The sequence below is a fragment of the Arthrobacter globiformis genome, assembly GCF_030818015.1.
In the GTDB taxonomy this organism is placed as follows: domain Bacteria; phylum Actinomycetota; class Actinomycetes; order Actinomycetales; family Micrococcaceae; genus Arthrobacter; species Arthrobacter globiformis_C.
Map to the genome: position 1 here is coordinate 1,835,103 of NZ_JAUSZX010000001.1, position 17,688 is coordinate 1,852,790.

The 17,688-nt window shown below is 66.8% G+C and carries 20 protein-coding genes; 17 read left to right on the forward strand and 3 right to left on the reverse strand.

All coding sequences use genetic code 11. From position 1 onward, the window contains the following. Positions 1-4: 4 nt before the first annotated feature. The 6 genes from QFZ23_RS08420 (at position 5) to QFZ23_RS08445 (ending at position 4,246) form a co-directional block, all read left to right on the forward strand. Positions 5-1,324: a molybdopterin molybdotransferase MoeA gene (locus tag QFZ23_RS08420; RefSeq protein WP_306922069.1), complete on the forward strand. Its 1,320-nt coding sequence runs from the start codon at positions 5-7 to the stop codon at positions 1,322-1,324. Then, positions 1,312-1,806, forward strand: a complete 495-nt coding sequence (gene moaC / locus QFZ23_RS08425; protein WP_306922071.1) for a cyclic pyranopterin monophosphate synthase MoaC — start codon at positions 1,312-1,314, stop codon at positions 1,804-1,806. The genes QFZ23_RS08420 and moaC overlap by 13 nt, the downstream gene beginning before the upstream one ends. Beyond that, the gene (locus QFZ23_RS08430) at positions 1,803-2,330 is read left to right on the forward strand and encodes a MogA/MoaB family molybdenum cofactor biosynthesis protein (protein ID WP_306922073.1); all 528 of its coding nucleotides are present in this window, start codon (positions 1,803-1,805) and stop codon (positions 2,328-2,330) included. Before moaC ends, QFZ23_RS08430 begins: the two co-directional genes overlap by 4 nt. Continuing rightward, on the forward strand, positions 2,320-2,820 hold the full coding sequence (locus QFZ23_RS08435) for a molybdenum cofactor biosynthesis protein MoaE (protein WP_306922076.1): 501 nt from the start codon (positions 2,320-2,322) through the stop codon (positions 2,818-2,820). The genes QFZ23_RS08430 and QFZ23_RS08435 overlap by 11 nt, the downstream gene beginning before the upstream one ends. 174 nt (positions 2,821-2,994) lie before the next feature. Then, positions 2,995-3,753 carry a 4-hydroxy-tetrahydrodipicolinate reductase gene (dapB, locus tag QFZ23_RS08440; RefSeq protein WP_306922078.1) on the forward strand — a complete coding sequence of 253 codons (759 nt, stop codon included), beginning with the start codon at positions 2,995-2,997 and terminating at the stop codon, positions 3,751-3,753. Between the two features lie 4 nt (positions 3,754-3,757). After that, entirely contained in the window at positions 3,758-4,246 is a 489-nt protein-coding gene (locus QFZ23_RS08445; protein ID WP_306922079.1) for a hypothetical protein, read from the forward strand. Here QFZ23_RS08445 and QFZ23_RS08450 read toward each other — a convergent pair. Then, positions 4,243-5,478 carry a heparan-alpha-glucosaminide N-acetyltransferase domain-containing protein gene (locus tag QFZ23_RS08450; RefSeq protein ID WP_306922081.1) on the reverse strand — a complete coding sequence of 412 codons (1,236 nt, stop codon included), beginning with the start codon at positions 5,476-5,478 and terminating at the stop codon, positions 4,243-4,245. The genes QFZ23_RS08445 and QFZ23_RS08450 overlap by 4 nt on opposite strands. A gap of 61 nt (positions 5,479-5,539) precedes the next feature. After that, positions 5,540-5,974, reverse strand: a complete 435-nt coding sequence (locus tag QFZ23_RS08455; protein ID WP_306922083.1) for a dihydrofolate reductase family protein — start codon at positions 5,972-5,974, stop codon at positions 5,540-5,542. On the opposite strand from QFZ23_RS08455, the gene QFZ23_RS08460 reads away from it, so the two are divergent. The 8 genes from QFZ23_RS08460 to QFZ23_RS08495 all read left to right on the forward strand — a co-directional run bounded on the left by QFZ23_RS08460 (position 5,973) and on the right by QFZ23_RS08495 (position 14,860). After that, positions 5,973-6,407 carry a hypothetical protein gene (locus QFZ23_RS08460; protein WP_306922085.1) on the forward strand — a complete coding sequence of 145 codons (435 nt, stop codon included), beginning with the start codon at positions 5,973-5,975 and terminating at the stop codon, positions 6,405-6,407. The two genes, QFZ23_RS08455 and QFZ23_RS08460, sit on opposite strands and share 2 nt — an antisense overlap. A 9-nt stretch (positions 6,408-6,416) precedes the next feature. After that, a complete protein-coding gene (locus tag QFZ23_RS08465; RefSeq protein WP_306922087.1) occupies positions 6,417-7,262 on the forward strand; it encodes a carbon-nitrogen hydrolase family protein in 846 nt (281 codons plus the stop codon). A 77-nt stretch (positions 7,263-7,339) separates the two neighbouring features. Then, entirely contained in the window at positions 7,340-8,248 is a 909-nt protein-coding gene (gene dapA, locus QFZ23_RS08470; protein ID WP_306922089.1) for a 4-hydroxy-tetrahydrodipicolinate synthase, read from the forward strand. A gap of 42 nt (positions 8,249-8,290) precedes the next feature. Beyond that, positions 8,291-9,982: a ribonuclease J gene (locus QFZ23_RS08475; RefSeq protein ID WP_306922091.1), complete on the forward strand. Its 1,692-nt coding sequence runs from the start codon at positions 8,291-8,293 to the stop codon at positions 9,980-9,982. An 84-nt stretch (positions 9,983-10,066) separates the two neighbouring features. After that, a complete protein-coding gene (locus QFZ23_RS08480) occupies positions 10,067-12,955 on the forward strand; it encodes an FtsK/SpoIIIE family DNA translocase (protein ID WP_306922093.1) in 2,889 nt (962 codons plus the stop codon). A 53-nt stretch (positions 12,956-13,008) separates the two neighbouring features. Next, a complete protein-coding gene (gene pgsA / locus QFZ23_RS08485) occupies positions 13,009-13,734 on the forward strand; it encodes a CDP-diacylglycerol--glycerol-3-phosphate 3-phosphatidyltransferase (protein ID WP_306922095.1) in 726 nt (241 codons plus the stop codon). Then, a complete protein-coding gene (locus tag QFZ23_RS08490) occupies positions 13,731-14,216 on the forward strand; it encodes a CinA family protein (protein ID WP_306922097.1) in 486 nt (161 codons plus the stop codon). Before pgsA ends, QFZ23_RS08490 begins: the two co-directional genes overlap by 4 nt. A gap of 191 nt (positions 14,217-14,407) precedes the next feature. Further along, a complete protein-coding gene (locus QFZ23_RS08495; RefSeq protein WP_306922099.1) occupies positions 14,408-14,860 on the forward strand; it encodes a helix-turn-helix domain-containing protein in 453 nt (150 codons plus the stop codon). A 126-nt stretch (positions 14,861-14,986) separates the two neighbouring features. On the opposite strand, the gene QFZ23_RS08500 is transcribed toward QFZ23_RS08495, so the two are convergent. Beyond that, positions 14,987-15,496 carry a MarR family winged helix-turn-helix transcriptional regulator gene (locus QFZ23_RS08500; protein ID WP_306922101.1) on the reverse strand — a complete coding sequence of 170 codons (510 nt, stop codon included), beginning with the start codon at positions 15,494-15,496 and terminating at the stop codon, positions 14,987-14,989. A 42-nt stretch (positions 15,497-15,538) separates the two neighbouring features. Between QFZ23_RS08500 and QFZ23_RS08505 the strand changes: the two genes are divergently transcribed. The 3 genes from QFZ23_RS08505 to QFZ23_RS08515 all read left to right on the forward strand — a co-directional run bounded on the left by QFZ23_RS08505 (position 15,539) and on the right by QFZ23_RS08515 (position 17,656). After that, positions 15,539-15,778 carry a DUF3046 domain-containing protein gene (locus QFZ23_RS08505; protein WP_306922102.1) on the forward strand — a complete coding sequence of 80 codons (240 nt, stop codon included), beginning with the start codon at positions 15,539-15,541 and terminating at the stop codon, positions 15,776-15,778. Positions 15,779-15,987: 209 nt separating this feature from the next. Continuing rightward, positions 15,988-17,040, forward strand: a complete 1,053-nt coding sequence (recA, locus tag QFZ23_RS08510) for a recombinase RecA (RefSeq protein ID WP_306922105.1) — start codon at positions 15,988-15,990, stop codon at positions 17,038-17,040. Next, positions 17,027-17,656 carry a regulatory protein RecX gene (locus QFZ23_RS08515; RefSeq protein ID WP_373427862.1) on the forward strand — a complete coding sequence of 210 codons (630 nt, stop codon included), beginning with the start codon at positions 17,027-17,029 and terminating at the stop codon, positions 17,654-17,656. Before recA ends, QFZ23_RS08515 begins: the two co-directional genes overlap by 14 nt. The last annotated feature ends 32 nt before the right edge of the window (positions 17,657-17,688 follow it).

Genomic DNA, 17,688 nt, shown 5'->3' on the forward strand with positions numbered 1-17,688 from the left:
CGACATGCACAGCCATTCGCAGCCGCACGGCGATGCCGCCGTACGATCCGCAGCACCCTCCGCCGACGCCGGCATCCACGATCACGGCATCCACGATCACGGCATCCACGATCACGGCGCCCACCGGAGCGTTGCAGACCACCGGCAGGCGGTCAGGGAGCTCCTGGAACCGCTGCTGTCCCCGGAGCGGACCGAAAGGCTGCCGCTGGTCCAGGCCCTGGGCCGGGGGCTCGCCGAGGACATCACCGCGCCGTTGAGCCTGCCCCCGTTTCGGAACTCCCAGATGGATGGCTTTGCCATCCGCTCCGGCGACGTGCCCGACGGCGGGGCGGACCTGCGCGTGGCGGCTCCGGTTCCGGCAGGGGCGAAACCTCCGCCCCTGCAGCCGGGCACCGCTGTCCCCATCATGACCGGTGCCATGGTGCCCGACGGCGCAGACGCCGTCGTACCCATCGAACGGGCCGCCCCCTCCGTCTTTCCGGCCGCAGGGGAAGAGGCTGAGGTAAGACTGCCGGCCACGGCTGCCGGGACGTTCATCCGAGCCGCCGGGAGCGACATCGAAGCCGGCCAGCAGGCATTGGCCGCGGGCACCTGTCTGGGCGCGGCGCAGCTGGGCCTGCTCGCCGCGCTGGGGCTCCCCGAGGTACTGGTGCGCAAACAGCTTTCGGTTCTGCTGGTCACCACCGGCGATGAAGTGGTGGAACCCGGGGAACCGCTGGGGGACGGCAAGATCTATGACGCCAACGGCACCCTCCTGGAGTCCGCGCTGCGGCAGGCGGGACTTGACGTGACCAGGGCGGGTATTTCCGCCGACAGCCCGGACGGCCTGCGGACGCTGCTGCGCACCCACACGTCCGCGGTGGACCTGATTGTCACCACCGGGGGAGTGAGCAAGGGCGCGTACGAGGTGGTGCGGCAGGCCATGGACGGCCAGGACGTCGCGTTCCAGCACGTCGCGATGCAGCCCGGCGGCCCCCAGGGGCTGGGAACGTTCGACGGCGTCCCCCTCCTTGCGTTTCCGGGGAACCCCGTCAGCTGCCTCGTCTCCTTTGAGATGTTCCTCCGCCCGGTGTTGGCCGAACTGTTTGGCGCACCCGCGCCCAGGCCCGCGGTCCGGGCACGGCTGGCTCAGTCGCTGTCTTCCCCGGCCGGCAAGCACCAGGTCCGGCGGGGGTCTCTGCAGGGCGACGGCACAGTCCGGCTGCAGGGCGGCGAAAGCTCGCATCTGGTGCAGGCACTGGCCCACTCGAATGCCCTGGTCCACGTACCCGTGGGCACCGCCGCTCTCGACGAGGGCGCCGAGGTGGAAGTATGGATGTTGTGACTGCAGAAAATGACCACGGCGCCCTGACCCATCTGCGCCGAGACGGCACGGCCCAGATGGTGGACGTCTCAGGAAAACCGGAAACCACGCGCGAGGCCACGGCCACGGCGACGGTCCGCAGCACCGCCGAGGTCCTGGCGCTGCTGGGCACCGGCGGTCTGCCCAAGGGCGATGCCCTGGCCGTGGCCCGGGTTGCCGGAATCATGGCGGCCAAGAAAACCCCTGAGCTGATCCCGCTGTGCCACCCGCTCCCGATTTCGAAAGTGACTGTCGACTTCGAACTCGGCCCGGAGACCGTGGATATCCTGGCCACCGTCAAGACCCGGGGTGTGACCGGCGTCGAAATGGAGGCCCTGACTGCCGCCTCCGTGGCGGCGCTGAGCGTCTACGACATGATCAAGGCCGTGGACAAGCACGCCGTCCTCACGGACATCAAGGTGTTGGCCAAGAGCGGCGGCAAGAGCGGGGACTGGGCCCTGTGAGCAACCACCCTTCGGCAACCGCGGCACCACACGTCCACGGCGAGGTGCAGGGCCGGAAAGCCGGCGTCGTCATTGCCTCAACACGCGCTGCCTCCGGCGTCTACCAGGACGAGACCGGGCCCGTCATCACAGACTGGCTCACCGAACACGGTTTCGTGCCGTATCCGGTCATGGTGGTGCCCGACGGTGAGCCGGTGGGCGCGGCGATCCGCGCGCTCCTGACCCAGGAACCCGCCGTCGTCATCACCAGCGGCGGCACCGGCCTGAGCCCGGACGACCGCACGCCGGAAATGACGCTGCCGCTGCTGGACCGCGAAATTCCCGGCATCATGGAGGGCATCCGCCAGTTCGGAACGGCGAAGACGCCGCATGCCATGCTGAGCCGCGGACATGCCGGTTCGGCCGGCCGGACTTTCATCATCAACCTGCCCGGATCACCCAAGGGGGTCATGGACGGTCTCTCCGTCCTGGACCCGGTGATCGGGCACCTGTGCGACCAGTTGGAGGGCGGACATGGCCACTGAGGCTTCGTTCGAAGTAGTAACCGCGGTGCTCAGCACCGAACCCATCTCCGTGGACCAGGCCATCGCCGCCGTGGAATCGGAGACTGCCGGAGCGGTGGTCAGCTTCAGCGGCGTGGTCCGGAACCACGACGGCGGCAAGCCGGTCGACCGGCTCAGCTACAGCGCCCACCCCACGGCCCGGAAGGTGCTGGACGACGTCGTGGCGCAGCTGGTGGCAGAGCAGGCCGAGGCGGCGGGCGCGGACAGCGCTGCGTCCGACGGTGCTGAGGCTGCCGGCGCGGTTCCTCCGGTCCGGATCTGGGTCGCGCACCGGGTGGGCCCGCTGGAAATCGGCGACCCCGCCCTCGTCTGCGCGGTGTCGGCCGCCCACCGCGGGCAGGCCTTCGCCGTGTGCTCCGAGCTGGTGGACCGGGTCAAGGCGCAAGTGCCGATCTGGAAAGAACAGTTCTTCAGCGACGGCACCGTGGAGTGGGTCGGGGCCGGGGAGTAGGAGACTGCAGCGCCGGAGAGTAAGCGACGGCAGTGCCGGGGAATAGAAGACGGCAGCGGCGGTGATACGCGGGCAGCGCCGGTGATCCGGCCGGGCAGGCAGGCCGCCCGCGCGTGAGGTAACGCATTCACTCCGGTTCCGTCCGGCGGTCACCCGAACGGTAGTGTGGAAGCCATGACCCAACAACTTCCTGTCGCCGTTCTGGGCGCAAACGGGCGCATGGGCGCCGAGGCCGTCAAAGCTGTGGAGGCCGCTCCCGACATGAAGCTCGTCGCAGCGCTGGGACGCGGTGACTCCCTGGATTCCTTGCTCGACGCCGGCACCCAATACGTCGTCGACCTCACCGTTCCGGAGAGCACCGAGGAGAACGTCCGCTTCGCCGTCGAAAACGGCATGCACGCCGTGGTGGGCACCACGGGCTGGGACCTGGGCAGGCTGGAGTCGCTGGAGACCCTGCTGGCCGGCCACCCCGGGGTCGGTGTGCTGATAGCACCCAACTTCGCCCTGGGCTCCGTGCTCGCGTCGGCATTTGCTGCCAAGGCGTCCAAGTACTTCGAATCCGTGGAGATCATCGAACTCCACCATCCGGACAAGGTGGACGCGCCGTCGGGTACCGCCGTGCGTACCGCCCAGCTGGTGGCAGCGGAACGCCAGGCGGCCGGCGTCGGCCCCAGCCCGGATGCCACCACCACCGAACTGGCCGGCGCCCGCGGCTGCGACGTGGACGGCGTGCGCGTGCACAGCGTCCGGCTCCGGGGGCTCGTGGCGCATCAGGAGGTCCTGCTGGGCGGCCCGGGGGAGCAGCTGACGCTCCGCCATGATTCCTTCGACCGGGCTTCGTTCATGCCCGGCGTTCTCCTGGGTGTGCGGAACGTCGCAGCCCACCCCGGGCTCACCGTTGGCCTGGACGGCTACCTGGACCTGGGGTTGTAACGCAGTGAAACCGCTTCTTCGCTGGCTGAGGACAAACCGCACCAAGATCTGGGTGGGCGCGGTGACGCTCCTGCTGGTCTTCTATCTCGTGGTGTCCTTCCAGCGCTCCGTCCTGCTGCTGACGGACGCCGAGCCGGTGGCCAAAGCCATCGGCGCGGCGTACCTCGTGCTGCCGGTGATCGGCGCCTGGGCCCTGATCCGGGAACTCCTTTTCGGCGCCCGGACCGAACAGATGGCACGTGTGCTTGAAGCCGAAGGCGGCCTGCCGGAGGACAACCTGCCCCGCACGCCGGCCGGCCGGATCATCCGGGCCGCCGCGGACCAGGAGTTCGAGAAGTACCGGGCAGAAACAGAGGCCGCCCCGGACGACTGGCGGTCCTGGTTCAGGCTCAGCTGCGCCTATGACGCCTCCGGCGACCGGAAGCGGGCACGTTCCTCCATGCGCGATGCCGTGCGGCTGTTCCGCGCCTCCGGCGACGCTGTGGCCCGCTAGCGGATTCTTGCCGGCTGGTGCCGGCCCACCTGATTGGCGGCGTGCCCGAGCCATTCCAGCGGACCGCGCCATTTCAGGATTACGAAGACCATTCCAATCACCACGGCCAGCGCCGCGTGCGCGAAGTACATCCCGTCCTCGGTCCATCCCACAGGCAATGGCTTGAGATGGAACGACGCCACCACGCAAACGTGGGCGGTGTACAGCGTCAGCGTCATGGCGCCCGGTCCGCGCAGCGGAAGCAGCAGGTCCAGGGCCAGCCACTGCCCCAGCCTGCCCACCAGAAGGCAAAGGCCGACGACGGCGGCAGCCACGCCGCTGGTATGCAGCAGGTCCAGCGTTGTTCCGGAATGGGGCGCGCTGCTGGCCAGCCACCACCACGATCCCTCCTGCCGGACACCGGCGAGATTGACCTGCAGAAGGCTGTCCAACGGATAGTTGGGGTCCGCGAGGATGTCCTGCAGGGCGGCGCGGCCGCCCCACTGCTCCATCGCCGCCGTGCCCAGGACCTTGGAGAATGCCGCCACGGCAGTGCCGCCGAGCAGCAGCAGCACGGGAACGATTGCCGTGGTCAGTGCGAGCCTGCCGATGATGAGCCCCACCAGCAGATACGAAATCCACTGGAACACCGGGTAGTACCCCGTCAGGAACAGGTCGCCCAGCAGCTGGCCCGGGGTGGTGAGGTCCTCCCACCCCGGGTTGTGGTTGAGCTGCAGCGGCGGATCTGCGGCCATGAGCCAGGGCCGAAGCAGGAAGGCAAACAACGGGGACAGCAGGATCCAGCCTGCACCCCAGGCACACAGGACCTTCAGTCGCAGCCCGATGAACGGCAGAATGCACAGGAACAGCACGGCGTAGTGCACCAGGATCACCGCGATGTTGACGTCAAGTCCGCCGAGCGCGAGCCCGACGACGGCAATTACCAGGGCGCGCATCGCGATGCCGCGCCGTGCCGCCGTCAGTGCGGGTCCGTCAAGCGGTTGTTGCTTGCCGGTGGACAGGGCGAGGCCGATTCCCGCGAGCACGGCAAACAGGGCGGCCGCACGGCCGGAGAACGTCAGGCCCACCCAGGTCGGGGTCAGCGCGGCATTGGGCTCGAAGGTGGGGAGGAGGTGGGTGGCCATCATGCCAAGGAGGGCCAGGCCGCGGGCAGCGTCAATACCGGCCAGTCGGACGCCTGTAGCCGGCCCCTTCGCTGTCCTGGAAGATGCAGCCGTGCTCCGCGAGGTCATTGTGTGATCGTCTCATATCCGCCTTGCAGGCCTGATTTTCGTGAACCGCTGTCTCCGGGCCTTAGCCACCGTCGCTCGCGTAATGGAGCAAAACAACACCGTTGCCGAACGACCGCGTCCCCTCAAGCTTGAGACTCATCCCGTTATCGGGGTCTTCGAACAGCGGCCGGCCGCGCCCCAGAACCATTGGATGGACGAGAACCCGGAACTCGTCAGTCACTCCGTGCCGCATGAAGGTGGAGGCCAAATTGCCGCCGCTAAGGGCGATGTCACCCCCGGGCTGGGCCTTCAGTTCGGCGATTTGTTCAGGCACGACGTCGTGAATCATGGTCGTGTTCCAGGCGGCCTGCGTGAGGGTGCGCGAAACCACGAGCTTGGGAACCGGCGGGGACAGGACAAGAAGTGGTGCGGACTGCCGTTGTCGTGTCCCTTCGTCAGGATTAATCCCGGCAGGTGTCTTGTATTCGAATATATGTTCGAATAGTATTTCCGGCATGAAGAAGTCATCAGGGCGCTCGGCAGGCCACCAGCTGGAAGGGCGCGAGCTTGGCGGACACCGGCTCAAGAGTGACCCCGTTAAGGCCCCTGCGCCCAGGGCTGACCCGCCCAGAGGTGATCCGCTCAGGGGTGGTTCGCTGAAGGGTGATCCGCTGAAGGCGATGAGCCCCGGCGTCGTGGACTTCCTTTTCCGGCAGCTCGTTGCGGGGGAGCCTGGGGAGGACGTCCAGTGGGGCCGGGAAGGCGTTGCGCTCTCGGACCAGGCGCCGGGGGCGGAGCTGGCACGCCGGCTGTCTGAAACGGACGTCGATGCGCTGACGCCCACGGAGCTGTTCCACTACGTCCGCGCCGCGCAGCGCCTCACCCTGTGGGCCGAATCGTTGCGGGAAGCGGCCGTAGAGCGATACTGCTCGGGGGCAGGCCCCGCCTAGGATGGGCTCGTGACCGCACCGCTGACCGTATCCGCCATCCAGTACGCGGCCCTGGAGGGCGGCATCGACACCAATGTGCCAGAGCACGTGCGCCTCATCGAGGACGCTGACTCGCACGGCGCCAGGCTGGTGGTGTTTCCCGAGCTCTCGCTCACGGGGTACAACCTGCCGCTGCTTCGGGGCGGGGACCAGCGGGGAGGCGACGAGCGGGGCGGGGACCAGCGGGGCGGGGACCGGCGGGGCAGGGACCAGTGGGTGGCGCCCGCGGACCATCGCCTGGACCCGATCCGGGAGATCTGCCGCAGAACCGGCATCACCGCCGTCGTCGGGGCGCCCTTCCGGGACCAGGACGGCACGCGGCGGCTCGCATCCCTGGCCGTCCACCCGAACGGCGCGGAAGAGGCTGGCTTCAAGGCGCACCTGCACGGCGACGAGCAGTCCCTGTTTGAAGCAGGGCCAGGGTTCGAACAAGGGCGCGGGTCTGAGGGGGGTCGAGAACCGCTCATGCTGGACGTGGACGGCTGGAGGGTCGCGCTGGCCATCTGCTTCGATGCTGCCCATCCGGCACACTCCGGCGCTGCTGCCGCCGCCGGAGCCGACGTGTATGCCGTCTCGGCGCTCTACACGCAGGAGGAGGGCCACCGGCTGGGGCTGCATCTTGGAGCGCGGGCCATGGACAACCGCATGTACGGTGTCCTTGCCAACCTGGGGGGCCGCACCCCGCTGGGGCCGTCCTGCGGCCTGAGCGGTTTCTGGGGACCGGACGGGCTGCCGATGCGGCAGGCGGGCGGTACAGGAACGGAAGTGGTCACCGCTGTCCTGCGGCGGGGTTCCCTGAATCGGTACCGCGGCTAGCGTGCGCGCCGGAATTTGACGATCATCACGCGGCGGCCATTGTCCTAACCTGCACGTGACAGGGTAACGTTTTTCCCATGGCTGACACTTCCGCGAACATTCCTGCCTTGGGCACCCTCCTGACCGCCATGGTCACCCCGTTCACCACTGACGGCAAGGTCGATTACCAGCAGGCCGCGGAACTGGCCAGCAAGCTCGTTGACGAGGGCTGCGACGGCCTCGTCGTCACAGGGACCACCGGCGAGACGTCCACCCTCACCGACGAGGAAAACCTCGGGATGTTCCGCGCCGTGATGGAAGCCGTGGGTGGGCGTGCCGCCGTCATCGCCGGCACCGGAACCAACGACACCGCACACTCCGTGCACCTGTCCCAGGAAGCCGCAAAGCTGGGCGTCGACGGCCTGCTGATCGTCACGCCCTACTACAACAAGCCCAGCCAGGCCGGCGTTCGGGCGCACTTCGAGACGGTCGCCTCCGCCACGGACCTGCCTGTCATGCTCTACGACATCCCCGGACGGTCCTCCATCGAGATCGCGCCGGATACCATGATCCGTCTGGCCCAGCACCCGAACATCGTGGCCGTCAAGGACGCCAAGGCCGACTTCGCTGCGGCCACCCGCGTTCTTGCCGAGACCGACCTTGCCTTCTACTCCGGCGACGACGGCCTGACCCTGCAGTGGATGGCGCTGGGCGCCGTGGGCCTCGTGGGTGTCACCACGCACGTTGCCACCCGCCGCTTCCGGGAGCTCATCGACGCGATCAACGCGAATGACCTCGGGACCGCCCGCAAGATCAACTTCGAGCTTGAGCCGGTAGTGCGCGCAACGATGACCCGTGTCCAGGGTGCCGTGGCAGCCAAGCAAATTCTTAAATGGCAGGGAGTCCTGCCCAACTCGATTGTCCGCTTGCCCCTCGTGGAGCCGGACGAAGCCGAGATCGAAACCATCCGCGAGGACTTGGCGGAAGGAGGGCTGGTCTTTTCCTGAGGGACTGAGACCGGCACTCTTCCGTCTGGAAAGAAGTGCATTATGACCCAAGTAGCCCTCCCCGGCCTCGTTACGCCTCCCCGCCTTCCCCAAGGCACCCTGCGGATTGTTCCGCTGGGCGGGCTGGGCGAAATCGGCCGGAACATGGCTGTGTTCGAAATCGACGGCAAGCTGCTGGTTGTCGACTGCGGCGTCCTCTTCCCCGAGGAAACCCAGCCCGGCGTTGATCTGATCCTGCCCGATTTCTCCTACATCGAGGACCGGATCAATGACATCGTCGCCGTAGTCCTCACGCACGGCCACGAGGACCACATCGGAGCCGTTCCGTATCTGCTGCGGCTCCGCAACGACATTCCGCTCGTGGGTTCCCAGCTGACGCTGGCGCTGGTTGAGGCCAAGCTGCAGGAACACCGGATCAAGCCCTACACGTTGTCCGTCACCGAGGGGCAGGTGGAGCAGTTCGGTCCCTTCCAGTGCGAGTTCGTGGCCGTCAACCACTCCATCCCGGACGCTTTGGCCGTCTTCATCCGCACGGCCGGCGGCACGGTGCTGCACACGGGCGACTTCAAGATGGACCAGCTGCCCCTGGACGGCCGCATCACCGATCTCCGGCATTTCGCCAAGCTGGGTGAAGAAGGCGTGGATCTGTTCATGTCCGACTCCACCAACGCCGACGTCCCGGGATTCACCACCGCGGAGAAGGAGATCGGCCCCACCCTGGACCGGCTCTTCGCCCAGGCCACCAAGCGCATCATCGTCGCGTCGTTCTCCTCGCACGTCCACAGGGTGCAGCAGGTCCTGGACGCCGCGGCCAAGCACGGCCGTAACGTCGCCTTCGTGGGACGTTCCATGGTGCGGAACATGGCCATCGCCGCCAAACTTGGCTACCTGCATGTGCCGGACGGCATAGTAGTGGATCTGAAGAACATCGACACCCTGCCCGACAACCGGGTAGTGCTGATGTCCACCGGTTCCCAGGGCGAGCCCATGGCCGCGCTTTCACGCATGGCCAACGGCGACCACCGCGTGGTGGTGGGCCAGGGTGACACCGTCATCCTGGCGTCCAGCCTCATCCCCGGCAACGAGAACGCCGTCTTCCGCATCATCAACGGCCTGCTGAAGCTCGGCGCCGACGTGATCCACAAGGGCAACGCCAAGGTCCATGTGTCCGGCCATGCCGCGGCAGGGGAGCTGCTGTACTGCTACAACATCCTCGAGCCGCTCAACGCCATGCCGGTGCACGGCGAGACGCGCCACCTGATCGCCAACGGCAAGATCGCGGAGGAGTCGGGCGTTCCGGCGGCCAGCATCCTGCTTGCGGACAACGGCACGGTGATCGACCTGCGGGACCACCAGGCCGACATCGTGGGCCAGGTTGAGGTCGGCTTCGTGTATGTGGACGGCTCCAGCGTCGGCGAAATCACCGACGCCGACCTTAAGGACCGCCGAGTCCTCGGCGACGAAGGCTTCATCTCCATCATCACCGTCATCAACCGGGCCACAGGCAAGGTTGTCTCCGGGCCCGAGATCCACGCCCGCGGCGTCGCCGAGGACGACTCGGTCTTCGACGACATCATCCCCAAGATCAACGCCGCGCTGGAGGAGGCCGTGCTCAGCAACGCGGACCACACCAACCACCAGCTGCAGCAGATCGTTCGCCGGGCCGTCGGCACGTGGGTCAACCGCAAGCTGCGCCGGCGCCCCATGATCATCCCGGTGGTGCTGGAGGCTTAAGTGACGGTGCCCGGGGGCTGAACACAGCCCCCGAAGGCCCGGAAATCCGCGGTTCCGCGGCCACAGTGGAGTACCGTGGCAGATATGGCCACTCGTACTTCCCCCGCGCCAAAACGTACCCCCAACAGCAAAACGGGCGCATCCGCAGGCCGCAGCGGCTCCTCGGCGGCCAAATCCGGCCGGGCCGGATCGTCCGGCGGCAGCGCCCGGACGCGTCAGCTTCCCGCCGTCGAACACCGGCAGCCCTGGCTGCTGCGGGTGGCCGGCGGGGCCTGGCTGGGCATCGGCCACCTGGTGGGCGGGGGAGTGCGCCGCATCGGCCAGGACGTCAGCGACGTGGCAGCCGAAGACCGCCGTGACGGTGCCGCCCTGTTCAACCTGGCCCTGGCGGTCTTCATCGCCACCTTCGCCTGGTGGGGTTTCCGCGGCTGGTTCCCGGACGCTGTCTACGCCGTGGTCAACGGCACTTTCGGCTGGATGTCGCTGGTCCTGCCGCTCATGCTCTTCGTGTGCGCCTGCAGGCTGTTCCGTCAGCCTGTGGACGGCCGCGGAAACAACCGCGTGGGCATCGGCTTCCTCATCATGACGTTCGCAGGCTGCGGCATTGCGCACATCGTGGGCGGCCAGCCGACCGTCAGTGAGGGCTTCGACGGGCTGCGGCAGGCCGGAGGCATGCTGGGATTCCTGGCAGCCTCCCCGCTGGCCGCCATCCACCCCGCCGTCCCGGTGGTCCTGTACGGGCTACTGGCCTTCGTGTCGGTGCTCATCGTCACGGCGACGCCGTTCGGAGCCATTCCGCGGCGGCTGCGTGGTGCCTATGAGCACCTGATGGGCATCGACCTTCAGGAGAACGACGGCGACGCCCACGACCGCAGCTACCCGTACGAAAACACCCCTCCCGCCCCGAAGAAGAAGCGTAAGCGGCTCTTTGGCAAGGGTGAGGAAGCTGACCCCAAGCTGGAGGGCTACGTCGGAGACGAAGCCTTTGAGCACGCCGTGATCGAGGACGACGATCCGTCACCGTCCGCCGGCAAGGGAACCCCCGCCGTGGCCCCCGGAGTCCGGCGCCCCACCCAGGCGGAGATCGCCGTCGAGAAGATCAAGGCAGCCCAGGGGCTCGGCGCCAAGGGCGCCGACGCCGAGAACGCTACCGAAGCCATCCCGCTCGTGGTTCCGGGCATGGCCGGTTCGGCGAATGCACCCGGTGCAGCTCCCGGTGCTGCCGTGCAGGTGCCTTCCAAGCCTGTGGCGCCTGCGCCGCTGCCCACCCCCATTCCGCAGCGCACGGAGCAGCTGTCCCTCGCGGGCGACGTCACGTACACGCTGCCGTCGTCTGATGTGCTGACGCCCGGATCCATTCCCAAGGAGCGCACGGAAGCCAACGACGCCGTCGTGGCCGCCCTGACGGACACGCTCCAGCAGTTCAACGTGGATGCCTCCGTGACCGGCTTCAGCCGGGGTCCGACCGTGACCCGCTATGAGATCGAACTGGCGCCCGGCACCAAGGTGGAGCGGGTCACCGCGCTTTCCAAGAACATCTCGTACGCCGTTGCCTCGAGCGACGTCCGCATCCTCAGCCCCATTCCCGGCAAGTCGGCCATCGGTATTGAGATCCCCAACACGGACCGTGAGACGGTGTCGCTGGGCGATGTCCTGCGCAGCCAGAACGCGCGCCGCACGGACCACCCCATGGTCATGGGCGTCGGCAAGGACGTCGAGGGCGGCTACGTCGTGGCCAACCTCGCGAAAATGCCCCACCTGCTGGTGGCCGGTGCCACCGGTGCCGGTAAGTCTTCGTTCGTGAACTCCATGATCACGTCCCTGCTGATGCGCGCCACCCCCGACGAGGTCCGCATGGTCATGGTCGACCCCAAGCGCGTGGAACTTACCGCCTACGAAGGCGTGCCCCACCTCATCACCCCCATCATCACCAACCCCAAAAAGGCGGCCGAGGCACTCCAGTGGGTGGTCCGCGAGATGGACGCCCGCTATGACGACCTCGCCAACTACGGCTTCAAGCACGTCGACGACTTCAATAAGGCAGTGCGCGCCGGCAAGGTCCAGCCGCCCGTGGACTCCAAGCGCGTCATCCGGCCCTACCCGTACCTCCTGGTGATCGTCGATGAGCTCGCCGACCTGATGATGGTGGCGCCGCGCGATGTCGAGGATTCCATCGTCCGCATCACGCAGCTGGCCCGTGCCGCCGGCATCCACCTGGTGCTCGCCACGCAGCGCCCGTCCGTTGACGTGGTCACCGGCCTGATCAAGGCCAACGTGCCGTCCCGCATGGCCTTCGCCACCTCATCCGTTACCGACTCCCGCGTGGTCCTGGACCAGCCCGGTGCAGAGAAGCTGATCGGTCAGGGTGACGCCCTGTTCCTTCCGATGGGTGCCTCCAAGGCGATGCGTGTGCAGGGCGCCTGGGTCACCGAATCCGAGATCCACAAGGTGGTTGAACACGTCAAGGGCCAGCTCCAGGCTGTTTACCGTGACGACGTCGCACCCGAAGCGCAGAAGAAGCAGATCGACGACGACATCGGGGACGACCTCGAAGTGCTGCTGCAGGCCACGGAGCTGGTGGTCACCACACAGTTCGGTTCGACGTCCATGCTGCAGCGCAAGCTCCGCGTCGGGTTCGCCAAGGCCGGCCGCCTCATGGACCTGCTCGAATCACGCGGCGTGGTTGGCCCGTCTGAAGGTTCCAAGGCGCGCGATGTGCTGGTCAAGCCGGACGACCTCGCCGCCGTGCTGGCTGCGATGAAGGGCCAGGAAGCGCCGGCCATGGCCGATGCGCAGACCGCCGCGCTCAGCGACAACGCCAACGCCAACATCGCGCAGGGCGGCTACGCGGAGGACCTCGTTGCCGCGGACCTGGACAACCGCACCCAGAGCATCGACTATCACGACGGCGCCGACAGTTCCGGTGACGACGAGGACGGTTCCGAGGACGCCTGGTCCCTCACCGGCCGGTAGTCCTAAGGTGATGAAGAAGAAGTCGGCAGTGCCGAAGACGGTAGCCTAGAAGGGTGACAAGCACCGAAGCGACCGCGGCCGGCTCCAACAGCTCCGGGATCTGGAATCTTCCCAACATCCTCACGATGCTCCGCATTGTGCTGGTGCCGTTCTTCGTGTGGTTCCTCATCGCCGATGCCCCGGGACTGCAGAGCGAGTCCGGCGGGTGGCGCTGGGCAGCAGTGGCCACGTTTGCCGTCGCGATTTACACGGACAAGCTCGACGGCGACATCGCCCGCAGCAGGGGACTGGTCACCGACTTCGGCAAGATCGCCGATCCGATCGCGGACAAGCTGCTGACCGGCTCTGCGCTGGTCATGCTGTGCGTACTGAGTGAGCTGCCATGGTGGATCACGATCGTGATCCTGGTCCGCGAGTGGGGCATCACCGCGCTTCGGTTCTTCGTGATCCGCTACGGCGTCATCCCGGCATCGCGCGGCGGAAAGCTCAAGACGGTCGTCCAGACCGTGGCGATCTTCCTCTACCTTCTTCCGTTGGCATCCATCGCACCGTGGCTGACCTGGGTGGCCTTCGCCGTGATGCTGGCAGCCGTGCTGATCACCGTCTGGACCGGCATCGAATACGTCGTCCAGGCGCTGAAAGTCAGGTCGGAGGGGCTCCGCCGGCGCGCTGCTGACCGTGGCCAGCAGGAATCCGCGAACCGGGGCCTCCCCAAGCAGGAAACACCCAATCAGGACATTCCCAAGCAGGACATCCCCAAGCAGGAGGGCCAACCGTGAGGAATCTGCACCGGATTGCCGGGGAGGCCGTCGCTGCGGCCGTCGGGCGTGGCGTCACCGTTGCCACCGCGGAGTCACTCACCGCCGGCATGGTCGCCGCCGTATTGGCCGACACTCCGGGGGCGTCTGCCATGCTGCAAGGCGGCGTGGTCTCCTACAACAACGCCGTAAAACGGGACGTTCTTGGCGTCCCGCAAGACCTGCTGGACGCCGTCGGATCGGTGGACGAAGCGGTGGCTGCCGCTATGGCGGAAGGCGCCCGGCGGATCTGCGGCGCGGACCTGGCCGTCTCCACCACGGGCGTAGCCGGGCCGGATGCACATGACGGCAAGGCCGTGGGAACGGTGTTCGTGGGCGTCGCCACCGCACACGGTGTGGAGACCTTTCCCTACAGCTTTCAGGGCACCCGGGCAGAGATCCGCGGGCTTGCCTGTGGCGCTGCTTTGGAGCGTCTTCAGGAGGCCCTGGCTGCGTTAAGCTGAGTTTCCGGCTACGCTGACCTGGCCCCCCGACTGCGCTAAGCTACCCGCAGTAAGGTTGCCGGGAACAAAAAGTGAGTCCGAATAGTTGTCACATTGTGTCGCCTCCGCCTGAGGGAGGCGCCTAGGATGAAGAGAACATATGCGGTTTACGTCACAGTAAACCGGAACCATGAGGGAGCAAGGCGATACAGATGGTAAAGCAGCCCGTGTCCGTAAACGGCGTTGTCCGCTGGAAGGACGTGGGCCTCGCCGATCAGGCCAAGAGCGAACAGAAGGAGCGCAAGATGGTTGTACTTCGTCACGAAATCGGTGATGTACTGCGCGATGTCCGCCAGCGTCAAGGGCGTACCCTCCGCGAAGTCTCGCACAGCGCCCGGGTCTCCCTGGGGTACCTGAGTGAAGTGGAACGCGGCCAGAAGGAAGCCTCCTCGGAACTCCTGTCCTCGATCTGTTCGGCCCTGGATGTTCCGCTTTCCAGCATGCTCCGCGAGGTCAGCGACCGCGTGGCCGTCGCTGAAGGCGTTGCGGTGCCGGACACCGTCCCGCAGGAATTCTCCCAGCGCTACGGCCGGGACCTTGAGCGTGACCTGAGCAGCGAGCTTAACAACGAGCTCGCCACGGAACTGCTCTCCAGCGCCCGGTAACTGAGTCCCGTAATCCGGGCCAGATAACTACAGCGAAGGCCTCCGGCAATGTGCCGGAGGCCTTCGTCGTGCCTGAAATCCTATTTAGTCGGCTGCCTGGCTGTCCTGGCTAGGAAGCACCGTCTACTAGGAGTCACCGTCGCGGGGGAATCCGTCACGTTCGTACGTGGCGTTGAGTTTGGCCATGTAGGTGGCCAGCGCCTCAAGGTCCTCCACCGGCCATTCGCCCAGGCGCTCCCGGAAAACCTGCCGCCGGGCATCCTGCACCTGGTGCATCTTCTCTTCGCCCTCGGCGGTAAGCCGGATCGTTTGCGCCCGGCCGTCCAGCGGGTCGGCTTCCTTGAGCACCAGGCCGATGCTTTCAAGGAAGGCGATCTGCCTGCTGACGGAAGGCTTGCCGACGCCGATGCAGGATGCAAGTTCGGTAAGCCGGATGGGGCCGTTCTTACGGATCACGGTGAGAAGGCCGTAGGCGGCCGGCTCCATATCCGGGTGGACCTCGCGGGACAGTTGCTGGGAAATGGACCTGGCCCGCCGCCAGAAAAGGCTGATCTGATGCTCCACGTTGGTCAGTGCCGTATCAAGCGTGTCCTCGAAGGGGGCAGTGGCTCCGGGGGCTTCAGCGGGGTTGCTCATGGCAACCATTCTAGAGTCAGTGTCCGTGAGAGACTCTATTGAGTGAGAATTAGTGATTTCTGGCGGCTGATGGACGATGAATTCGGCTCCGGCTACTCGCGCGTACTGGGTGGCTCGCTCGTCCTTGCTGGCGTCGGCGGCCGTACGGCGAACCAAGCCCTCGCCGCGGGCGTCAGTCCGCGCGACGTCTGGCTGGCAGTCTGTGACGTGCAGGACGTGCCCGAGGAGCGCCGGCTCGGCCGCGATATCAAGCCGCGACAGGACGGCCCCGACCTGGTCTGAGAGGCTCTCCGCCCGCGATGAGAAGCTGCTGACACGCCGACCGATTGTTCGAATATCTGTTCGGGTGCGACTATGCTCTTTGGCAGCGGGTTATCCACATACGCACGCCTGCCCGGTAAGAATGTCAGCGGGTGGCGCTAGCGTCGGTGATGACAGACAGAGGGCCGCAGAGGCCCCTCCAAAGCGAGAAAGCATTAGAGGTGTGAACCATGGCGGCAGCCCCGGATCGTGAAAAAGCGCTGGAAGCAGCGCTCGCGCAGATTGACAAGCAGTTCGGCAAGGGATCGATCATGCGGCTGGGCGACGAAACACGTGCCCCCATCGAGGTCATCCCCACCGGCTCCATCGCGCTGGATGTCGCGCTGGGAATCGGCGGCCTGCCGCGCGGCCGCGTCGTGGAAATTTACGGCCCGGAATCCTCGGGTAAGACCACCGTTGCCCTGCACGCTGTGGCCAACGCCCAGCGTGCCGGCGGCATCGCTGCCTTCATTGACGCCGAGCACGCCCTTGATCCCGACTACGCCGCCAAGCTCGGCGTGGACACGGACGCCCTGCTGGTCTCCCAGCCGGACACCGGTGAGCAGGCCCTGGAAATCATGGACATGTTGGTGGGTTCAGGTTCACTGGACATCGTGGTCATCGACTCCGTGGCAGCACTGGTGCCCCGCGCCGAAATCGAAGGCGACATGGGCGACAGCCACGTCGGCCTGCAGGCACGCCTCATGAGCCAGGCCCTGCGAAAGATCACCGGCCGGCTGAGCCAGACCAAGACCACCGCCATCTTCATCAACCAGCTGCGTGAAAAGATCGGCGTGTTCTTCGGTTCACCGGAAACCACCACCGGTGGTAAGGCGCTGAAGTTCTACGCGTCCGTGCGCATCGACGTCCGCCGCATCCAGACCCTGAAGGAAGGTGCCGATTCCGTCGGTAACCGGACCAAGGCCAAGATCGTCAAAAACAAGATGGCCCCGCCCTTCAAGATCGCCGAATTCGACATCATTTACGGCCAGGGCATCTCCCGCGAGGGCGGCATTATCGACATGGGCGTGGAGCACGGCATTATCAAGAAGTCCGGCTCCTGGTTCACGTACGACGGCGACCAGCTTGGCCAGGGCATGGAGAACTCGCGCCGCTTCCTGCGCGACAACCCGGAACTCGCCGCAGAACTGGAACGGCTCATCAAGGAAAAGCTCGGCGTGGGAACCAAGCCCGCGGCCGACGCTGCAGCCTCACCGAAGCTGAAGGCCGTTGACGGCTTCTAGCAAACGCCGGTCCTCTTCGGCCTTCGCCAAGGCCGGAGGGGACCGCACAGCAGGACCCGGCCCGGAACCCGATGAGGACCGGGACGCAGATCCGGCGTCGGTGGCGCGCGCCATCGTACTGCGCCAGCTGACCGCATCGCCCAAAAGCCGGCTGCAGCTTGAACGCAAGCTGGCCGAGCGCAACGTGCCGGAGGACGTCGCCGCGGCCGTGCTGGACCGCTTCGAAGAGGTCCGGCTCGTTGACGACGCCGAATTCGCGGACATGTGGGTGCGGAGCCGGTCCCAGTCGCGCAGGCTGGCCAAGGGAGCCCTCCGCCGGGAACTCGCGGACAAGGGCATTGACGCTGACACGGCGGCGTCCGCCTTGGAGCAGCTGAGTGACGAGGACGAGGAAGCCGCCGCTCGCCATCTCGTGGAACGCAAGCTGCGGCCGGGGACGGACCTGTCAGACCGGGCGGAGCGGGACAAGATCACGCGGCGGCTCGCGTCCATGCTCGCGCGCAAGGGGTACCAGCCCTCGCAGGCCTTTCGGATCGTGGCCGAGGTCCTGGACGCTGCAGCCGGGGGTGCCCAGAGCGGCGGCGACTCCGTCGAGGCCACCGCGGACTGGGAGTGAGCGCACCCGGTAGCCTTAGCAGCCGGTACCCT